The following is a 15,903-nucleotide window of genomic DNA, read 5'->3' as shown; positions in this document are numbered from 1 at the left end:
GTCCATGAAACGAGTGCAATTCGGCCGCTACGGCGGCCCCGAAACGATGTCATTGGGAGAGCACATATTGCCGGAGCTCGCCCCGGGACGGGTGCGGGTCCGGATCAAGGCTGCGGCCATCAATCCGCTCGACTGGAAGATCCGCCAAGGCGTCATGAAGATCGTCACCGGCAGAAAATTCCCGCAAGGCATGGGCTCGGATTTCGCTGGTGTGGTGGAGCAGGTCGGCACCGACGTCACAGACTTTCGGGCCGGTGACGAAGTGTTCGGCACGGTGGAGATCAAGAAACAGGGCGCGTTTGCCGAAGTCGTTGATGCCGACGCACGCTTGGTGGTTCGCAAGCCCGCCTCCCTTTCGTTCAGCGAGGCCGCATGTATTCCCATTCCGGCGGCGACCGCCTGGGCCGCCATCGTCGGTGCTGCCAAGGCGCAGCCGGGCTCGCGCATCTTCATCAATGGCTGCAGTGGCGCCGTGGGCAGTGCCGCAGTGCAGTTGGCGCAGGCGCATGGCGCGCACGTCAGCGGCTCTTGCGGCCCAGCTTCCGTGGCCAGCGTCAGGTCCGCCGGCGTCGATCCGGTATTCACCTATGCGGACAAGGCGTCGTTCGCATCGAACGGGCGTTACGACGCGGTGTTCGACACCCTCGGAACGCTGTCCGTTTCCGAGGGACTGGCGTTGCTGAAACCGAAAGGCCGCTTCGTCGACATCAACCCCACCCCTGGCAGGATGCTGCGCGGCTTCGTTTCAGGGCGCTACAGCATGGTGTTCGCCACGGCAGGGTTCAAGAACCTACAGGAACTCGCAGGCTTGGCCAACGAAGGCAAACTGCGCTCATGGATCGGCTTGGAAGCACCGTTCACCGATGCCTTGGCCACCATCAGGAATGCGGAACTCGGCCCGCGCCCGCCTGGTCGGATCGTGCTGCTCATGCAAGGCAAATGAGGCTGCCGGGCGAGTTGGACGTCTCGATGACGCGTCGCTAATGATCGGTAGCTGCTTGAGCGCCCTGCTCTGCCGGCACGGTGGCCGTTACCGAGAAAATTCCGGCATCCGGCCGCGCCCCGAACCGCGCGTCACCGACCGTCACGACGGTTCTTCCAGCGCTGGAGTGGACCGTCGCAAACGGCAGGCGCGACCAATACAGAAAATCGGCCACCACCTTGCTCTGCCGAGCCGCCTGGGCAATGGCCGGCTGGTCCATATGCGTAGGAACGAGTTGGCGATCCAACGACAAGTGAGCCGACGGAAGCCAGCGGAAGTCGCCGAAGCCGTACGCATCCGCCGTCCGCACGATGATCCGGCGCCTAAACGGGTCGGCGAGGACGGGGTTGGCCAACACCTGCAGCGGCTGCCCCAGGCCCAAAACCTTGAACTGGCGAGCGACACGCTGTTCCGCCACCCGCCCGCCGGCAGCCATAGCCCCGCTGTAGAGCGTGGCCACCAGCAAGGCAGCTACCGCCGGACGCTCGGCTCTGCTTGTGCCCGAGCGCTCGCGGCGTCGGGACATCCAGATTCCCAAGCCAAGCGCGAGCCAGATCCAAGGGTCGGCGATGAAAAGCGCATCGCCGTAGAACCATCGCTCCGAGAACGGCATCAGAAGGCGGATGCCCCAACTGTTCATCAAGTCAAGCAAAGGATGAGACAACGCGCCGATATAGCTGAGCAGCAGAAGCTGATGGGGCCTGACGACTGGCCTGGCGCCAGGCCTCGGCGCTCTGCGCGTTTGCCATCGGTCGAACCACACCAGCGCGAGCGTGAGAACCGCGGGCAAGACGAGCCATCCGACCGGACCGTGCGTCCAGCCTCGCCGGCACACGAGACCGTTGCCAAAGAAAGCACACAGAACATCTACGTCGGGCAGATTCGCCCCGATCATCAATGCCGGCATTGCGAGTGCTGTCCGGCGCTTGAGCCCTGCCTGCCCCAAAGCCGCGCCGACTAGGGTATGAGTCAGGTTGTCCATTGCAGAAAGCTCCCGATTAGGTGACCTATGGAGCGAACCAACCCTCTCGGGAACCTCATGCGAGTGACTCCTCAAGACCAACCATATTGGCACTCTCCCGCCACAATCGGTCTTGTGCATCACGATCGCATGCCAGCGCCGAGGGATCGGGGAACGTAGGTTTTCCCTCGACCAGGGAGACGTAGATGCGTCCGTTCGGTGGGGAAAGTGTTCCCAGTGCCACGTCAGCCAGCATCCTGCCCGAGTGTTCGGGTGCGTTCATGACGAACTCGGGACGAAAGAGCCCGACTACAGGAAAGATCGTGCGCATCACGATGCCGAGAATCGCTTTCTGAAAAGCTGACGCTTCACGGCCGGCGGCGCCACCCGTAAGGCCAGGATTGAAAGCGATGACATCAATCTGGCGTGCTATCACCGCGTCCTGTCTGGCCAGGCACAACGCCGTCATGAGGTTGCACAATTTCGAGGCCGTGTAGGAGCGTATGCCGTCACCCGAACCGCCTTTCGACGGATACGCCCACTCCCGAAGGTCGAGCGTCTTGGGCCCGATCGCCTTGATGGGCGGGTTGTGCATGTTGCTCGACGTGATCACCACTCGACCCTGCTCAGCGATATGCGGCAGCAGCAGGCGCGCCAGCAGATAGTGAGCAAGGTGATTCACGGCGAACGTGAGGCCATAGCCCTCGGCGCTGCGCTGATCGGCGGGTGTGCCATGAAGGCCTGCATTGAGGACAAGGATGTCGATACGCTCATCCCCAAGCTGCCGTATCACCGCGCCAGCAAAGTCGCGGACGCTGGCTAGAGAGGCAAGATCAAGCGGCAGCACATCAACGCCTTTCGGCGCGGCGCGATTTTCTCCACGAGCGCCTATGATGACCCTTGTGTCGGGGGAAGCGGCCAGATCCTGCAGTGTGAATCGGCCAAAGCCACTTGTGGCTCCGGTCATCACGACGATGTATTTCGAGCTCATGGGTCTCACTTCGTTTCTCCTTGAGTCAGGCCATCTGCGCGACGTTCTAGTCGCTGTAACGAGAACGCGATTTCGTCCATCAGAACCGCCTGCCAATGGTGAAACTCCCAAAGGCCGGTCGTTCGCGCTGTCCCTCGAACTCGCGGGTCCGGTGGTAGCGCGCGAAGGCGAAACGCCAGTGACCATGGGTAAATGCGAAACCGAAGCCGATGTCTGCAACCAGTGGGCGCTTGTCCACGCTGTGGCTGGAGCGGAAGGTATTGCCGTCGAGCGTGATGTCGTGCAGGACCCAACGTGCATCGGCAGCGACGAAGAAGTGGCCGCGCCAGCCCTCTGTCGGGCTCGTACGGATCGGCGATGTGTTCTCACCCGCCGGCCGCAATGGCGCCGTACCGAAGTCGTCCGGCAGCAAGTAGCCGAACCGAAACTCAATCCCGGTATTGGCGTAGGTGGCGAAGTTGCCCAGACTGCCGCCCCAATGGGCGATTGCATCCCACCGCCATGGACCAGCAGGCTGCTGCAACGCGAAGCGCTTGCGCCGCTCGTGAATGAACTGCACCACGGGTTCGTTGTGCAGTTGGTTGTCCCAGCCATTGAACCTGTCCACGCCAATGACGCCGTGCCACCAGTCCTGAACTTCTCCGGCTTTGGCAGCAGGCCCCACGATGCCCAACCGCAGTTGCGAAGTCCGTAGGTCGTCGCCTTTTCGAGCGTTGTAGCCCACGCTGAACATCAATGCGCCGGCGTAAGGCCGGTCGTCCGCAATGAGTTCGCGCGGCTCGCGGTCGGTAGGCGTGTACATCGTCTGACCGAGCCCGATGGTCATGTTCAACTCATCGAACCCGCCAGGCTGCAAGCCGGAGAACGCGTGGTTCAACCGTCTGGCGATATCGGGCAGGCATGGGTCATCCGCACGGTGGATCAGGTTCGGCGAAACCAGCGTGAGCAGGAAGCCATTGGAGTAGCCCTGGTCCTGCCCGAGACCGCCGAACATGTCGTTGTCGATCCGCAGATTCACTGTGGATTCGGCCGCAATGCCTTTGCGGTCGCAGCGCTCCTCAGCCAGCGCCGAGCCACTCCAGAGCATCGCCCCAATCGCCATCCAGCCTTTCCACGCAGGGGATTCACTCGCTACATGGGGCAAGCGGCCGGAGCGCTTCGCCGCCAAGCGAATGGAGCAAAGCGTCTCCAGCCCTGGCACTTCAGCTTGGCACATGGTCGGCTCGCATGCGCCGTCGATGAAGCGTTGTTGGCGTGGCGTTGCAGCGGGTGACGGCGCGGGTCGCCGATGTAGAGCCGGCTTATTCATTTGGACGTCGCACTTCTGTGGTTTCGCCGACGGCGAGAACTCGCTTTTCTGATGCAGCCAGCCCAAGTCTTTTCCACTCCGCCGCCAGGCGAACCGGAGGTTCATCGAGCGGCTCGTAGGTCAACTTGAACGTCCCCCAGTGCATGGCGAAAAAGCTCCGCGCACCCAAGTCCAGATAGGCTTGGACAGCTTCCTCTGGATTCATGTGTTGCGCCCGCATGAACCAAGCCGGTTCGTAGGCGCCGATCGGTAGAAGCGCCGCGTCAATCGCCGGAAAGCGACGGCCGATTTCCCGGAAGCCGTCGAAATATCCCGTATCGCCCGAGTGATAGATGCTGGCGGATGGCCCCTCGACGACGAATCCGCCCCATAGCGTTTCGTTGGCGTCGGTGAGGCCACGACGGCTGTAATGCTGGGCAGGCACAAAAGACACCTTGGCGGAGCCAAGCGCGGTGGATTCCCACCAATTCAGTTCGCTTGCGGGAATGCCCTTCTTTGCGAGGAACGCCTGCATGCCCAGGCCGGCGATCACCGGCGCATCGACCTGCTGTAGGGAGGGAAGATCGAGGTGGTCGTAGTGGTTGTGCGTGATCAGCACGGCATCGATGGGCGGCAGGTTTTCGGGCAGCACGCCGGCCGGGACATTTCGCCCCCCGGCCCCAGGGCAAGGTCGCCAAAGATCGGATCAATGAGAAACGACTTGCCCTCTAGCTGCACCAGCCAGCTTGCATGTCCAATCCAGGTGAGGCGAGCGCCTTCTCCAGGTCCCGGCGGATTGGCGATCGCTGCGAGGTCGGCCTCGACACATGGGACGGGTGCTTTTCTTGGAACACCGCGGCCACGCCCGGCAAGGCTGTCCAGGACCAACATGCGAAATGCTGGCACCACGGTACCGGGAGCCGCGCTACCGTCGAGATTCCTGAAACGTCTGGAGCCATTGCGAGTTGCCATAGCTACCCCTCCCCACAAAAGAAGATCGAGATGAACGCAGTTGGAAGTGGCCGGCCAGCACACATTCCCGATGCCCCGCGTCCCGCTCATTTCGAGTCAAATCCGAAACACAGCAAAAGCCCCTGAACGGGCCATGCCGTGAATCGCTTTCTCAGAACCGATACAGGTAGCCGAGGCCCACGCCGTACTGCGTGCTCTTTTCGACCAGCGGGCTGTTGCGGATCGAACTACCCATGTGCTTGGCGCCCATATCGAGGAACACCGTGTGCTTGGGCACAGGCTGCCAGTCAACGCGCAGTCCGATTTCGGTATTGACCGAGGAACCGCCGCTGTAGGCCGGGCGCCAGCTTTGCGCTTCGTCCGACCTCACGCCGTAGTAGTAATCCACGTACTTGCTGTCCACCCACTCTGCCGCGAGCCGCGGTGTCAGGCCGATCGGGCCTGCGGTGAAACGCCGATCGATCTGCAGCGTCGCCCGCGTTCCCTCGCTGTTGCTCATGGCATCGGTCAGCACTTCGGCGGACAGATTGGCAATGCCGGTGCGCCAAATGGCGGCACCGCCGACCCAGAAGCTCGAATCCCGGTCGCGCATACCCGCGAAGTACGGCGAGTCGCCAGAATCGAACTCCTCCATGGCATACCGGCCACGCAGCCTGAAAGACACCGGCCCCAACGACGGGAGCTTGACGTCCAAGCCAGGACCTGCCATCTGAATCCACTTGTTCTCATAGGTGATCATCGGCAAGCCACGCACGCGGTTATCGAAGTCCCGGTAAACGCGGTACTGCATGCCACCGGCGACGCCGATCCCCCACGTCGATTCACTGCGCTCGGCTTCGGCCATGGCCTGGCCTCTCGCAGACTTCTTCGTATCGTCGGCCTGAGCAAATGCGGCGGGGGTGGAAAAAATGCCTGCGACCAGAATCGGTAGCGCCGCATAAGACGGCTGGTGTCGCAGCCGGGCTGCGCAATGAAGGCGTGATGACATGATTGATCCCTTTCAAGGAGAACGTGAAGAATGCCTCTCCCCATGCAGGGGAACGGCCGCTGGCGGACCGCGCCATCAAAATGCGCCGATGGGCTCGCGGACCATCGGCAGACGGCCGCACTTCACCGTCCGCCTGACTTCCATCTCGTTTTGACGACCCCGCGTCGTCTCGCTCCACTCCGTCCACACTCCGCACGCCATGTAGGGAGGCGACGGACGCGCCGCGAGAGTGCTGCGTCGTGGCGAAGGCTGCTGTGTCATCGTTCAAGCGCCCCCGCGCCGGCGGTGGCGCGCTCGGTGTGCCGAAAGAAACCGAGCGATGCCAGCCATTTCTCGAACTTGTCCACGTACAGGAACACGGCAGGCACGACGAGCAGGCTCAATGCGGTCGATGTGATCAGGCCGCCGATCACCGCCATGGCCATAGGCCGGCGGAAGCTCGAATCCGCGCCAAGCCCCAGCGCGATGGGCAACATGCCGGCGATCATCGCGATGGTGGTCATCACGATGGGACGCGCGCGCTTGTGGCACGCGTCCAGCAAGGCGTCGTGAACCGACAAGCCGCGATCGCGCATGCCGATGACCGCGTACTCGACGAGCAGAATGGAGTTCTTGGTGACGATCCCCATCAGCATGACCAGCCCGATCATTGAAGGCACGCTCAACTGGCTGCGCGTGACCAGCAGCGCGAGGAACGCGCCGCCAATGGACAGCGGTATGGCCGAGAGGATGGTGATCGGCTGAAGAAAGTCCCTGAACAGCAGCACCAGCACGCAGTAGATGCACAGGACACCAACCACGAGCGCCATACCGAAGCCCGCGCCGAGTTCGGCGACGATCTCTGCATCGCCGGCCTCGACCACCTTCACGCTGGATGGAAGGGACTTGATCGAAGGCAGGTTGGCGGCTGCCGCTTGCGCCGTTCCGAGTGCGGTGCCCCCCAGGTCAGCCGAAATGGTGACGTTGCGAAGGCGGTCGTGGCGATCGATCTGCGCAGGACCACTCTCCACGGACAGAGTGGCAACGCTGGCAAGCGGCACCGGTCCATCGCGGCCCGGCACGCGCATGTTGCCGATCGTGTCGATGTCCTGCCGTGCTGCATCGGGAATGCGCGCACGGATATAGACCTGCCGGTTGTCCAGGTTCAGGCGCGCGACCTGCGAATCGAAATCGCCGCTCGTCGCCACCCGTACCACGTCGCCGATCGCTGCGGTCGTCACGCCACGCTCGGCCGCGCGTTCTGGGTCGGGGCGGATGATGATCTCGGGACGTTCTAGGCTCGCGGTGGAGGCGATGCCCGTGAGGCCCTTGACGTCGCGCAGTTCGGATTCCACCGCCTCTGCGCTCGCCTTGAGCACCTCGGCATTGTCGCTGGCGAGGATGATCGAAAGTTTTTCACCCGGCCCTCCACCACCGACGGCGAAGCGCGCGCCTGCAACGTTGAGCAGTCGCTCTCGCACAGCTTTCTCAATGACCTGCTGCGATGGCCGATCGCCTCGCGGCCCCATCGTGAGCGTGAGCGACGCACGCCGAACCTCGCCAGCACGCGAGCCTCCTGGCCCGGCACTCTGCGCAGTGCCCACCGTGGCGAAGACGTGGGCGATGCCATCCACATCGCTGACGGCCTTGCGCGCAGACTCGGCAACCGCCAATGTGTCCCCCATCGAACTGGCCGGCGGCAACTCGATGCTCACGGTTGTCGTGCCACTGTCGGAGGCCGGGATGAAACCCGTCTCGATGAAGGGCACAAGGGCGACGGAAGCGGCCAGAAAGATGACCGCGCCACCCAAGGTGGTCTTGCGGTGCTTCAGGCACCAGCGCGCCGTTGCCATGTACCAGCGCATGACCCGGCCATCTTCCTTCTCGGGAATCGGCTCGGACTTGAGCAGGTAGGCCGCCATCATTGGCGTGAGCAGGCGCGCGACGAGCAGCGACGCGAGCACGGCGATCACGGCGGTCCAGCCGAACTGCTTGAAGACCAAGCCGCCAATGCCGCTCATCATGGCGGTCGGCAGGAATACGACCACCAGGCTCATGGTGGTCGCCATGACGGCCAGGGCGATCTCGGTCACGGCATCCTCTGCGGCCTCCCGGATCGATTTGCCCATGTGGCGATGGCGCTCGATGTTCTCGATCTCGACGATGGCGTCATCGACCAGGATGCCGACGACCACCGCGAGCGCCAGCAGCGTGACGGTGTTGAGCGTGAAACCTAGCCAGGCCATGGCCGCGAACGCTGGCAGGATGGACAGCGGCAGAGCGGTCGAGGCGATCAGTGTCGCCCGCCAGTCGCGCAGGAAGAGCCAGACGACGATCATCGCCAGGATGGCGCCCTCGTACAGCATGGCCATCGAACCTTCGTACTGCTCCAGCGTCTGGCCGACCGACCCAGAAATCTCCGTCAGACTGAGCGCCGGATCGGCCTGCTGGAGGCCGGCCAGGGCCTCGCGAACGCCCTCGGCCAGCCGCACTTCGTCAAAGCCCCTGGCGCGATACACGCTGAAGCCGACCACGTGCTTGCCATCGAGCAAGGCCGCGTGCGTGGGATCAGCCTGACCATCGATGATGGTCGCGATCTGGTCCAGCCTGAAGCTCGTGCCGTTCGATAGCGAGATCCGCAGGCCCGCAAGCTCCGATGCTTGGCGAACCGTGGCGATCGTGCGAACCGACTGCTCCTCGCCGCCGAGCTGCCCGCGGCCACCCGAGGACTGCTGCTGTACCTGGCGCAACGCTCGGGAGACATCCGCCGCGGTGATGCCAAGGGCAGACATGCGCAGCGGATCGACCTCGATCCGAACCTCGCGTTCGATGCCGCCAAGCCGCTCGAACCGGCCAACACCTGACACACCGAGCACGGTCTTGGCGACTGTATCGTCCACGAACCAGGAAAGCTGCTCCTCGCTGAGGCGGGAGGAAGCGATGGCATAGGTGAGCACGGGAGCACCGACGCTGTTGGACGCGCTGACCGTCGGTTGCAGCAGATCAGGCGGGAGGTCGGAGCGAATGCCGTCCACCGCGTTCTTGGTCTCGATCAGCGCGTCCGACAGATTCTTTTCCAGTACGAATTGCACCTGGATCGACACCAAGCCATCCGTGACTGATGTGGTCAGATGGTTCAGCCCGCTCAAGGTCGCGAGCGCGTCCTCGACCTTGCGTGCGACCTCCGTTTCGAGCTGAGCGGGGGCCGCGCCCGGCTGCGACAACGCCACCGTGACCATCGGCAGATCAAGGTCGGGCAAGTCTTGTGTCGGCAACTTCTGAAATCCCCACAACCCGGCAAGCGCCAGCAGCGCGAACAGCAGGATCGAGGGGATGGGATTGCGAATGGACCAAGTAGCGAAGTTCATGGCCTAGCCGCTCCCGCTGGCTGTCCTTGGGAGATACGCACCAAGTCACCATCCTTGAGGAACCCTGCACCTTGGACGACGACACGCTCGTCCTTGCCAAGTCCCCCGGTGATCTCGACCTCCCGGCCATTACGTCGGCCGACGGTGACGCTTCGCAGCGAAACACGGGGCGTGGCGCTGGTGTCGGCCAGTACCAGGACATGGTTGCGCCCATCGCGGATGACCACGCTCTCGGCGGGCACGGCCAGCGCCGGACCAGTCCCGAGTCCAAGCCTGCCGTTAGCGTACATGCCGGCCCGTGCCGTGCTTCTCGGTTCGATGTCGGCGTAAACGATGGCCAGACGCGCGGCACTGTCCAGGATGGGCGAGGTCTGGCGAACCGTCGCCTTCGCGGTCTTGCCGTCGGGAAGCTCAAGCGCGACCTCCTGCCCGACCTCGACTTGGGCGAGCTGCTCGGCGGTCAATTCGCCGCGCCATTCCAGGCGTCCCCGGCGAATCATGCGGAACAGTTCCTGGCCCACGGGAACGACGGTGCCGAGCGTTGCCGTTCTGGCGCTGATGATCCCATCGTCCGGCGCGGTGACGTCGGTGTAACGCAGCCGCAACTGATTGGCGGCGAGTAAGGCGTCGGCGGTCTTGGACTGCGTCACGAGCTGGAGCACGTCCTGATCGCTCATGGCGCCGCTGCTCTGCAGCGTCAGAGCACGCTGGCGGTTGGCGGCGGCCTGATCGGCATTCGCCTTCAATTGCGCGTGATCCGCCTGCAGCAGAGCCGGATCGAAACGTGCGATGACCTGCCCCTTCTTGACGACATCCCCGACATTGACGCGAACGTCGATGAGCTGATAGCCGCCAATCTGTGCGCCGATGCTGGCTTCTTCCCACGCAGCGATCGCGCCCGAAGCCCTGATCTCCACCGGCCACGAGACTTCCCGAGGGGCGGCGCTGGTTACGGTGAGCGCCGGCACGGCAGCGGCAATGGCAATGGCTTCGGCAGGAGTCCGGTCGCGCTTGACGACGGCGACCGCCAGTACCGCCGCGATCAGAGCAATCGCGCCCACGGCATACGCAGTCCGGGTCCTTCGGAAGTGCCCCTGAGTGGGCGGGTTGCGGTGTTCTTGGCTCATCAGCGATGACTTTCGTTGCCGGCGACAGGGGTTTCGGTCGGGGTGTCGGCCGATTCCATGGCCACGGGCTGTCCCAATGCTGCGGCCGACAACGGCGGGTTCCCTGTGGCGCGCATGAGGGAGACCCAGGACCGCGCACGATCGGAAGCAGCGGCGATGGCGCTTTCCTGCGCGCCGTTGAACTGTCGGCGCGAGCCTTCCAGCTCGAACAAGCTGATGGCGCCAGCGCGATACCGGGCTTCGTTCGCTCGCAGCGCGACAGCCGCCGCATCGGCGGCCTGCCGGGACGTGTCCGCACGCTGCTCGGCCGACGACAGCGCGGCCAAAGAATCCTCGACATCACGCGTGGCGGTACGCAGCGTGGATGCCAGGCCCGCCAGGGCTACGCGGTATCGCGCTTCGGCGCCATCCACGTTGGCAGCGCCTAGGCCTGCATCGAAAATCGGTACGGACGCCGCCGCACCGGCGGACCAAGTATCGAAGTGGATCGTCGAACCCAGCGTGCGAATCCACTGCCCGGTGAGGAGCGCGGACAGATCGACGCGGGGCAGCCTCTCGGCACGCGCAACGCCGATCTCGGCATAGCTGGCTGCAAGTTCCCGCTCTGCCGACCGGACGGCGGGATGCTGGAGAAGGACAGTTGCGGGAAGGTCCGGACGGGCTGGCGGTGCGGTGGGCACAATGCCCGCCGTTTCATGCTGTTGGCCGATAGCGGATGCCGTCGAGGCACCGCCGAACGGCAAAGGTGGCCGGCTCATGAGGCTCCGAATCGTCGTTGCCTCACGACCGCTGAGCGCAACCAGGGCGTCCACCAGGGTCATGCAGGTCTCTTCCTGGCTCAGACGATTGGTTCTCGCGGAGGCCAGCGCGCTCAGTGCGCTGGCTTCTTCCACGCGTGCGACATTGCCGACGGCAAGGCGCTGCCGGATCAGCGAAAGCTCTGTTTCACGCGAGCCGATATCCTGATCGCGAATGGCAAGCGAATAGTTGCAGGCGCGCAAGGCCACGACGCCATCGGCGATCTGCGCCACCAGGGACAGTCGGGCTTCCTCTGCATCGGCGTTGCGCGCATCGAGACGGCTGCGAGCCGCCTCTTCCGTCGCACGGGCGCGTCCCCACAGGTCAAGCTCCCACGAGAGACTGGTGCCCAAGGAACCCGAGGTGGCGTTTATCGTGTCGGTGCCACCCGTCTGACTCTGCGACTTGCCTCGCGACAGCGCACCATTGCCATCAAGCTGCGGAGCACGTCTGGCGCGACTCGCGCCCAATCCTGCGCGTGCTTCATCGACGCGTGCAGCCGCTTGCGCGAGCGTCGGGTTATCGGCCAAGGCAGAAGCGACGAGCACGTCGATGGCAGGGTCGCCCAATTGCGTCCACCAGTCGTCGCGCACCGATTCCGCGCCATCGACAGGCGTGCTAGCCCGCGCATTGGCCCATGCATTCGGCATGTCGAGCTGGGGCCTTGAGTACGGCGGCTGTGTCGTGCAGCCGCCAACGCAAAGCATGGCCGCCAGTGCGCATGCGGCGTGAAGCGACCCGCGGCCATCGCGCGGATGCGACACGTTGTCGGACGTGGCCGCTGTCATCGCTCGCGGGCCATGGAGAATGCCTTCTCCACGATGGGCCGTAGATCCGCCTGGCCGCCGCCTTCGTACCATTCGTCGAGAGCAGCCGTCCATGCGGCCATGACCGTGCCCACGACGATTCGCGCCTTGAGGGGGCTCATCGCGTGCTCACCCACGCGCTGCACCAGCGCGGCCGCAAGCGCCTGCTCCCAGATCATCCGCTTCTCGCATTCCCTGCCGACCAGCGAAGGCGTTTCCTTCAACAGGCGCATTAGCGCGAAGGCCATGTCGGGATTGGCGTCATAGCGCCTGAGCAGGCTGGAGAGCGCCCCGCAAACCGCTTCGAAAGGCGCCTCCTCGGGCGGCCTGCCGTTCAGTTCGTCGACAAGCTCGGCCGTCTTCTCGGCATTCCATGCAAAGACCAAGTCTTCCTTGACCTTGAAGTACCGAAAGAAGGTGCGCCTGGCGATGCCCAACGGCCCAACGATCTGGTCGATCGTGGTGTTGTCGAAGCCCTGCTCCATGAACAACCTAAGCCCGAAGCTGAACAGCTCTTGGCGGGTGTTCTCCTTGTGCCGCTCGCGCAGGCCGAGATTTTTTTCTGTCATAGGCGCCATCCTACATTAAAATGTCACTTGATGCCACATCGACACTTTGAGACACTTTACGCCATGCCCCACAACCCTTTCGCTATGACCACGTGCGTGGCTGCAATCGAGTAGCCCGCCCTGCAAGGACCTCATGAAAAGCGATCCAAAAACTCAAGCTGCCCCGTGCAAGCAAGCGCCCGGCAAATTCGTGCCGGTACTCGACCGCAATCGATGCGAGGGCAAGGGCGACTGCGTTCCCGCCTGCCCCAAGGACGTGTTCGTGCTCGGCGTGTTGCCCAAGTCCGAGCGGGCCGATCTCTCGTGGGTCGGCAAGGTGAAGGGGTTTGCCCACGGCTGGAAACAGGCGTTCATGCCGAACGCGGGTGCGTGCGAAGCGTGTGGCCTTTGCGTCTCGGCCTGTCCCGAACGTGCCATCACGCTAGCGCGTGCATGAAAGGCCAATCGCGATGACGAGCCAGTCCCCCGCTCCACCAGAGCCTGCGTTGATCGGAAACGGTGCATCAGCACGAATCACACCAAGGCGCGGCGCATCGTCGTCATGACCGGTGCCACCGGATTGGGCACGCATGCCATCCGGCACATCGCCGCTCAGCCCGGCATACGGGTCATGACCGGTGCCCGAGGCAGCGGACGGACCGTGCCACCTGGTGTCGAGATCATTCCACTGGACCTCGCTTCACTCACCAGCGTCCGCGAATTCGCAGACAGGGTGAAAAAAGCAGCTCGGCGATGCCCGTATCGACATCCTGATTCTCAATGCCGGCATGCAGAACGCCAGCAACGATCTTCGCAGTGCGGACGGCTGCGAATTGACCCTCGCGGTCAACCACCTCGCCCACTACCTGCTCGCCCGGCTCCTGTTGCCATGCATGGCCGACCGCGGCCGCCCGGTGATCACTATGAGCGAAACGCATGACCCTGCGGTCACTCCGATCGCACCTCCACTTGTACGCACCAAGCGTCCTCATCGGCCAAACCACAAATTTCTGATCGACCTACCGGTTCAACGGGTGGCCGTTTGCTGTTGGCCAAGTGCGGACAGATGGATGCAGCTGGACTTGTACAGCTCACGCGACAAGGCGCTCCAACGCCCCGGCAATCCGATCGAACGGCGCAATGCTTCTATGTGCCTTGCACAAAACGATCACACCCTCCACGCTCGCAATGATCAAAGTGGCAAGCCTGGATGCAGATTCGGGCCGATGCCCCTGCGTAGCCAGGGAGGCGGCCAGTTTCGCCTCCCAGTCACTGAAAACCTGCGCCGCTGCGCTCAAGGCTTCGGCAGCGATCTCGTCGATCGGTTCTTCGACTGCCGCGGCCATTACCGGGCATCCGAGGCGGAAGTCCGATCGCAGCAGGATTTCACGCCACATTCCCAGGAACCCGCGCAGGCCCGCCGCGGTGCCCGCCTGCAGGTATCGCTCCAGGCTCGCGCTGACTTGTGCTCCGGCGAACTGCACCGCCTCGACCACCACCTGTTGCTTGCCACCGGGGAAGTGGTGGTACGTCGAACCGACTGGTGCCTCGGCGCGCTTGGCCATTTCGCGGATGCTGGTTGCATTGAGGCCATGTCGCGCCAGCATCTCGGCCGCAGTCGAGACGACGCGCTGCCGGGCATCGGATTGGCGGGGGCTCATGGAGAAAAACCCTTGTTATGACAGTTGTCATAGTTTAGCGTATCAGTTCTATTACGACTGTCATATATGAGTCCACCATGACTGATGACACCCTTGCTGTGGAGCTGGCCGCTGCCGACGGCTATGTCTTGGGCGCCTGCCGCTATCCGGCCCGAAACCCGTTGCGCGGGCACGTGGTTGTTGCCGGCGCCACGGCGGTTCCGCAGGGCTTCTACCAGCGCTTCGCCCGATTCGCGAGCGCTCAGGGCTTTGAGGTCCTGACCTTCGATTACCGGGGAATCGGTCGATCGCGTCCGCGCTCGCTCAGGGGGTTCCGCATGGACCTGCTGGATTGGGCGCGGCTAGATCTGGCGGCCGCCGTCGACGCGATGGAGGATCCATCGGTGCCGTTGTACGTCGTCGGACATTCCTACGGTGGGCACGCCTTCGGTCTGCTGCCCAACCATCGCAAGGTGGCGGGCTTCTACGTCTTCGGCACCGGTGCCGGCTGGCATGGCTACATGCCCTTGGGCGAGCGGCTGCGCGTATTGGCCATGTGGAAGCTGGTACTGCCTGTGCTGACCTGGTGGAAGGGCTACTGCCCCTGGGCGATGCTGCGCATGGGCGAAGACCTGCCCGCGGATGCGTACCGGCAATGGCGGCACTGGTGCCAGTTCCCTCGCTATTTCTTCGACGATCCGGCCATGCGCGGGATCGAGCGGGAATACGCGACCGTGCAAACGCCAATCGTGGCGGCCAATGCGCTGGACGACCTGTGGGCTTCGCCACGATCGCGTGACGCGTTCGTCGAGGCTTACCGTAACGCGCCGCTGCAGCGAAAGGACCTTGATCCCAGGCAAGCGGGAGGCACGGTCGGACACATGGGCTATTTCCGAGCGCCGGCCGAACCTTACTGGCGAGGAATGCTGGAGTGGTTCGCGAGCCTGGCGCCTACAGTACCGGCACGATGAAAGCAGAGCGCTGGCAACGCGGCCTCAAATGGATCCTGCTCGCCACGGTGCTGGGGAGCATCCTTCACTACGCGGACAATCTCCTGTTCTTCGCCGAATACCCGGAACCGCCCTGGATCAATCGGTCCATGATCGATGCATTCTGGTTCCTGATGACACCGCTGGCATGGGTGGCCTATCGCTTGATCCGGCTCGGGCCGCGCAACGCCGGTGTTCTTGTCCTGATGGGCTATGTCGGCTGCAACCTGCTCGTGCTGGGTCACTACCGTTTCGCGCCCATGTGCAGCATCGCTCCGCGCATCAATGTCTTCATCTGGCTCGAAGCCGGACTCGCTGCCTGCTTGCAGGTGTACCTGATTCTTCCTTACATCCGAAAGTCCACGGCTTAGGCTCTGTCGCCGCTCCGATCGCTCGCTGCCCCGACTCCTGCAAGATCAACTGCAATCCAAGACGTATCATGACGATCATCACCGTGAACTGATTG

General features: G+C 63.6%; 15 protein-coding genes. 4 read left to right on the top strand and 11 right to left on the bottom strand.

Annotation, left to right across the window (positions count from 1 at the left end; translation table 11 throughout):
* Positions 1-4: 4 nt before the first annotated feature.
* Complete coding sequence (locus tag BN1263_RS16075) at positions 5-943, top strand: NAD(P)-dependent alcohol dehydrogenase (protein ID WP_058982526.1); 939 nt, start codon at positions 5-7, stop codon at positions 941-943.
* A 37-nt stretch (positions 944-980) separates the two neighbouring features.
* On the opposite strand, the gene BN1263_RS16070 is transcribed toward BN1263_RS16075, so the two are convergent.
* The 9 genes from BN1263_RS16070 to BN1263_RS16030 all read right to left on the bottom strand — a co-directional run bounded on the left by BN1263_RS16070 (position 981) and on the right by BN1263_RS16030 (position 12,829).
* On the bottom strand, positions 981-1,964 hold the full coding sequence (locus BN1263_RS16070) for a metal-dependent hydrolase (protein WP_058982524.1): 984 nt from the start codon (positions 1,962-1,964) through the stop codon (positions 981-983).
* Between the two features lie 55 nt (positions 1,965-2,019).
* Positions 2,020-2,934, bottom strand: coding sequence for an SDR family NAD(P)-dependent oxidoreductase (locus BN1263_RS16065; protein ID WP_058982522.1), 915 nt, complete (start codon positions 2,932-2,934; stop codon positions 2,020-2,022).
* A gap of 79 nt (positions 2,935-3,013) precedes the next feature.
* A complete protein-coding gene (locus BN1263_RS16060; RefSeq protein WP_058982521.1) occupies positions 3,014-4,036 on the bottom strand; it encodes a lipid A deacylase LpxR family protein in 1,023 nt (340 codons plus the stop codon).
* 199 nt (positions 4,037-4,235) lie between these two features.
* On the bottom strand, positions 4,236-4,874 hold the full coding sequence (locus tag BN1263_RS16055) for an MBL fold metallo-hydrolase (protein WP_222102699.1): 639 nt from the start codon (positions 4,872-4,874) through the stop codon (positions 4,236-4,238).
* 471 nt (positions 4,875-5,345) lie between these two features.
* Positions 5,346-6,182 carry a MipA/OmpV family protein gene (locus BN1263_RS16050; protein WP_260832978.1) on the bottom strand — a complete coding sequence of 279 codons (837 nt, stop codon included), beginning with the start codon at positions 6,180-6,182 and terminating at the stop codon, positions 5,346-5,348.
* Between the two features lie 257 nt (positions 6,183-6,439).
* Complete coding sequence (locus BN1263_RS16045) at positions 6,440-9,529, bottom strand: efflux RND transporter permease subunit (protein ID WP_058982516.1); 3,090 nt, start codon at positions 9,527-9,529, stop codon at positions 6,440-6,442.
* Positions 9,526-10,656: an efflux RND transporter periplasmic adaptor subunit gene (locus BN1263_RS16040; protein ID WP_058982514.1), complete on the bottom strand. Its 1,131-nt coding sequence runs from the start codon at positions 10,654-10,656 to the stop codon at positions 9,526-9,528. The genes BN1263_RS16045 and BN1263_RS16040 overlap by 4 nt, the downstream gene beginning before the upstream one ends.
* Positions 10,656-12,161 carry an efflux transporter outer membrane subunit gene (locus BN1263_RS16035; protein WP_080398862.1) on the bottom strand — a complete coding sequence of 502 codons (1,506 nt, stop codon included), beginning with the start codon at positions 12,159-12,161 and terminating at the stop codon, positions 10,656-10,658. The genes BN1263_RS16040 and BN1263_RS16035 overlap by 1 nt, the downstream gene beginning before the upstream one ends.
* A 77-nt stretch (positions 12,162-12,238) precedes the next feature.
* On the bottom strand, positions 12,239-12,829 hold the full coding sequence (locus BN1263_RS16030; RefSeq protein WP_058982510.1) for an acyl-CoA-like ligand-binding transcription factor: 591 nt from the start codon (positions 12,827-12,829) through the stop codon (positions 12,239-12,241).
* A 133-nt stretch (positions 12,830-12,962) separates the two neighbouring features.
* Here BN1263_RS16030 and BN1263_RS20220 point away from each other — a divergent pair, with 133 nt between their 5' ends.
* Positions 12,963-13,265 carry a 4Fe-4S binding protein gene (locus BN1263_RS20220; RefSeq protein WP_080398850.1) on the top strand — a complete coding sequence of 101 codons (303 nt, stop codon included), beginning with the start codon at positions 12,963-12,965 and terminating at the stop codon, positions 13,263-13,265.
* 247 nt (positions 13,266-13,512) lie between these two features.
* On the opposite strand, the gene BN1263_RS20730 is transcribed toward BN1263_RS20220, so the two are convergent.
* Both BN1263_RS20730 and BN1263_RS16020 read right to left on the bottom strand, forming a co-directional pair.
* Positions 13,513-13,746, bottom strand: a complete 234-nt coding sequence (locus tag BN1263_RS20730; protein WP_186008980.1) for a hypothetical protein — start codon at positions 13,744-13,746, stop codon at positions 13,513-13,515.
* Positions 13,747-13,899: 153 nt separating this feature from the next.
* Positions 13,900-14,469, bottom strand: coding sequence for a TetR/AcrR family transcriptional regulator (locus tag BN1263_RS16020; RefSeq protein ID WP_058982506.1), 570 nt, complete (start codon positions 14,467-14,469; stop codon positions 13,900-13,902).
* Between the two features lie 77 nt (positions 14,470-14,546).
* Between BN1263_RS16020 and BN1263_RS16015 the strand changes: the two genes are divergently transcribed.
* Together BN1263_RS16015 and BN1263_RS16010 are read left to right on the top strand one after the other, a co-directional pair.
* Positions 14,547-15,419, top strand: coding sequence for an alpha/beta hydrolase family protein (locus BN1263_RS16015; protein ID WP_058982504.1), 873 nt, complete (start codon positions 14,547-14,549; stop codon positions 15,417-15,419).
* Complete coding sequence (locus tag BN1263_RS16010) at positions 15,416-15,808, top strand: hypothetical protein (RefSeq protein ID WP_058982705.1); 393 nt, start codon at positions 15,416-15,418, stop codon at positions 15,806-15,808. The genes BN1263_RS16015 and BN1263_RS16010 overlap by 4 nt, the downstream gene beginning before the upstream one ends.
* Positions 15,809-15,903 lie beyond the last annotated feature (95 nt).

Origin of the sequence: Stenotrophomonas thermophila (assembly GCF_001499715.1) — a bacterium.
GTDB lineage: Bacteria > Pseudomonadota > Gammaproteobacteria > Xanthomonadales > Xanthomonadaceae > Stenotrophomonas > Stenotrophomonas hibiscicola.
This window is presented reverse-complemented; position numbering and strand designations above follow the sequence as displayed.

What these genes read in the sequence shown, in the direction of transcription:
- BN1263_RS16075 (WP_058982526.1), top strand. Translation starts at nt 5, where the DNA reads ATGAAACGAGTGCAATTCGGCCGCTACGGCGGCCCCGAAACGATGTCA.
- BN1263_RS16070 (WP_058982524.1), bottom strand. Translation starts at nt 1,964, where the DNA reads ATGGACAACCTGACTCATACCCTAGTCGGCGCGGCTTTGGGGCAGGCA.
- BN1263_RS16065 (WP_058982522.1), bottom strand. Translation starts at nt 2,934, where the DNA reads ATGAGCTCGAAATACATCGTCGTGATGACCGGAGCCACAAGTGGCTTT.
- BN1263_RS16060 (WP_058982521.1), bottom strand. Translation starts at nt 4,036, where the DNA reads ATGGCGATTGGGGCGATGCTCTGGAGTGGCTCGGCGCTGGCTGAGGAG.
- BN1263_RS16050 (WP_260832978.1), bottom strand. Translation starts at nt 6,182, where the DNA reads ATGTCATCACGCCTTCATTGCGCAGCCCGGCTGCGACACCAGCCGTCT.
- BN1263_RS16045 (WP_058982516.1), bottom strand. Translation starts at nt 9,529, where the DNA reads ATGAACTTCGCTACTTGGTCCATTCGCAATCCCATCCCCTCGATCCTG.
- BN1263_RS16040 (WP_058982514.1), bottom strand. Translation starts at nt 10,656, where the DNA reads ATGAGCCAAGAACACCGCAACCCGCCCACTCAGGGGCACTTCCGAAGG.
- BN1263_RS16035 (WP_080398862.1), bottom strand. Translation starts at nt 12,161, where the DNA reads ATGCTTTGCGTTGGCGGCTGCACGACACAGCCGCCGTACTCAAGGCCC.
- BN1263_RS16030 (WP_058982510.1), bottom strand. Translation starts at nt 12,829, where the DNA reads ATGACAGAAAAAAATCTCGGCCTGCGCGAGCGGCACAAGGAGAACACC.
- BN1263_RS20220 (WP_080398850.1), top strand. Translation starts at nt 12,963, where the DNA reads ATGAAAAGCGATCCAAAAACTCAAGCTGCCCCGTGCAAGCAAGCGCCC.
- BN1263_RS20730 (WP_186008980.1), bottom strand. Translation starts at nt 13,746, where the DNA reads ATGCGTTTCGCTCATAGTGATCACCGGGCGGCCGCGGTCGGCCATGCA.
- BN1263_RS16020 (WP_058982506.1), bottom strand. Translation starts at nt 14,469, where the DNA reads ATGAGCCCCCGCCAATCCGATGCCCGGCAGCGCGTCGTCTCGACTGCG.
- BN1263_RS16015 (WP_058982504.1), top strand. Translation starts at nt 14,547, where the DNA reads ATGACTGATGACACCCTTGCTGTGGAGCTGGCCGCTGCCGACGGCTAT.
- BN1263_RS16010 (WP_058982705.1), top strand. Translation starts at nt 15,416, where the DNA reads ATGAAAGCAGAGCGCTGGCAACGCGGCCTCAAATGGATCCTGCTCGCC.